This is a genomic window from Actinomycetota bacterium (assembly GCA_036280995.1).
Taxonomy (GTDB): Bacteria; Actinomycetota; CALGFH01; order CALGFH01; family CALGFH01; genus CALGFH01.
In genome coordinates, this window is record DASUPQ010000436.1 from 1 (window position 1) to 2,485 (window position 2,485).

Consider the following 2,485-nt stretch of genomic DNA (forward strand, 5'->3'; position numbering starts at 1 on the left):
CGCACGGTGACCGGGTCCCGGCCAGCGCCCCACGGGACCGGCCGCGGTCCGGCCGCGGTCGGCGCTAATGACGCTCGCCTGAATCTCCCCAGACCTGCTCGCTGAATCTCCCCACCCGTGTGGCCCCGCTTCATCGCTCACACGGGAGGGAACGAAGTGCACGCACCGCGCATCACCCCAGAGGGTCTGGTCGATCCCGGCGGCTGCCCGCGACGTGGCGACGACCGACGGGCGATCCCGCTCGTACTCGGACGGCGAGCGGACCGCCGGCGTCCGACCGCCGGCGTCCGCCCGCCGGCGTCCGCCCGGCGGCGATCGATCCGCCCGGGCGCCGCCGCGCCGGCCGACGGGCGGTGAGCGCGCCGTGACCGGCGACGGGCACGTCCTGGAGCTGGCCGAGCGGGCGGCCGAGGCCGTGCGGGAGTTGAACCACCTCACCCGCGACCCACGCGTGTTCGCCGGGCCGGCCGAGCTGTACCGGCTGGTCGGCGAGTTCGCCGTGCTGGCCGGCGGGCTGCCGCAGCTGCTGGGCCAGCTCGGCCGCTGGCTGCAGACCGAACACGACGCCGGCCGGGTCCGCGCCGACACCGGCACCGAGGCTGGCCGGATCGTCGCCGCGGCGGGCGCCGACCTGGCAGACGCCCGCGACGCGGCGCACGAGTTGGCCCACGTGTTGGACGCTGCACTGCAGCATTTGGCCCACCTGGGCGCCACCGAACCCGACCACGCCATTTCGAAGCGTGGTTGATGCGCGTGGCTGCGCGGAAGTCGGCGGTGCTCCCTCGAGTCTGGCGGTTCTGACCACCGACCAGCTGTTCGAGGGAGCCCGCTTCATGCTCACACGGGAGGAAGACGTGGACGCACACGCACTACGCCGCAGGGGCTGGTCGATCTCCGCGATCGCCCGTCACCTGGGCAAAGACCGAAGGACGATCCGGGCGTACTTGAACGGGGAGCGGACCGCCGGTGTCCGCGCGCCGGCCGGCCCGGACGTGTTCGAGCCGTTCGTGGTCTACTGCCGCGAGCGGCTGGCCGAGGACCCGCACCTGTGGGCGACGGCTCTGCACGATGAACTGCTGCAGCTGGGGTACGACCGCTCCTACCCGCGGCTGACGCACAACCTGCGGGCCCGGCAGCTGCGGCCGGTGTGCCACGCCTGCCGGCCGACCGGCGGCCGCCCGGCGGCGGTCATCGAGCATCCGCCGGCCGAGGAAACCCAGTGGGACTGGCTCGAGCTGCCCGACCCACCCACGAGTTGGGACGGGTACGGGCAGCGGGCGTTCCTGCTCGTCGGCGCCCTGTCCCACTCGAGCCGGTGGCGTGGGGTGCTGGCCGAGGCGATGGACCAGCCGCAGCTGATCGACGCGCAGCACCAGGTGGTGACCCGGCTCGGCGGGCTGACCAGGGTGTGGCGGTTCGACCGGATGGCCACCGTCGTGCACCCGGACAGCGGCAAGGTCACCGCCTCCTACGCGGCGGTCGCCAAACACTATCGGGTGCAGGTCAAACCATGCCCACCCCGGCGGGGCAACCGCAAGGGTGTGGTCGAGAAGGCCAACCACACCGCGGCGCAACGCTGGTGGCGCACCCTGCCCGACGACATCACCGTCGCCGCCGCGCAGGCCCGGCTCGACGAGTTCTGCGGCACCGTCGGTGATGCCCGGGACCGCGTCGATGTCGACGGGACCCGGTGCACCGTCGCGGATCTGGCCGCCCGTGAGCGGCTCGCGCCGCTGCCGGCGGCCGCGTTCCCGGCCGAGGTCAGCGTGCCACGGGTCGTGTCCGCGCAGGCGCTGGTGCACTTCCGCGGGAACCGGTACTCCGTGCCGCCCGAACTGGCCGGCGGCCCGGTCACCGTGACCCACCGGCTGGGCTCCCCGGTGCTGGCGTTCGTCACCGACCGCGGCGTCACCGTGGCCCTGCACCACCGGGTCGCCGACGGCACCGGCGCCACGATCCGCAGCGAGCACCACGTGACCGCGCTGAACAAGGCCGCCCTGGCCGCGTTCACCACCGCCCGGCCGCACCGCCGCAAGGAACGCATCCCACCCGGCCCGGCCGCCCTGTTCGCCGCAGACGTCCTGCGCGGCAACACCACCGAACCCGAACCCGTCGTCGATCTGACCGTCTACGCGGCCGCCGCCGCGATCCGGAGGAACCTGCCATGACCACCGACACCAGCGACGCGCCGGCGCCGGCCACCACCGCCGAGAACAGTCGCTACCAGCAGCTGCGTGCCCACCTGACCACCCTCAAGCTGCTCGACGCGGCCGAGGCCCTGCCGGCCGTGCTGGACCAGGCCCGCACCGAGAAGCTCACCCCCACCGCCGCTCTGGAACGTCTGCTGCGGATCGAGGTCAACGCGACCGAGGCCCGCCGGCTCGCCGGCCGGCTCCGTTTCGCCTGCCTGCCCACCGACGCGACCCTGGAGGAGTTCGACTACGACGCCCAACCCGGTGTTGACCCCCGCCTGATCAACGACCTG

At 73.8% G+C, this 2,485-nt stretch carries 3 protein-coding genes; all 3 read left to right on the top strand.

The window, feature by feature from the left end; all coding sequences use genetic code 11:
* Positions 1-364 precede the first annotated feature (364 nt).
* Entirely contained in the window at positions 365-748 is a 384-nt protein-coding gene (locus VF468_14605) for a hypothetical protein (GenBank protein HEX5879524.1), read from the top strand.
* Positions 749-833: 85 nt separating this feature from the next.
* Complete coding sequence (locus tag VF468_14610; protein ID HEX5879525.1) at positions 834-2,168, top strand: IS21 family transposase; 1,335 nt, start codon at positions 834-836, stop codon at positions 2,166-2,168.
* Positions 2,165-2,485: ATP-binding protein (locus VF468_14615; protein HEX5879526.1), on the top strand; the 321-nt coding region annotated here is incomplete at its 3' end. The genes VF468_14610 and VF468_14615, both read left to right, overlap by 4 nt.

Coding starts and splice junctions, on each gene's coding strand:
- VF468_14610 (HEX5879525.1), top strand. CDS start 834: ATGCTCACACGGGAGGAAGACGTGGACGCACACGCACTACGCCGCAGG.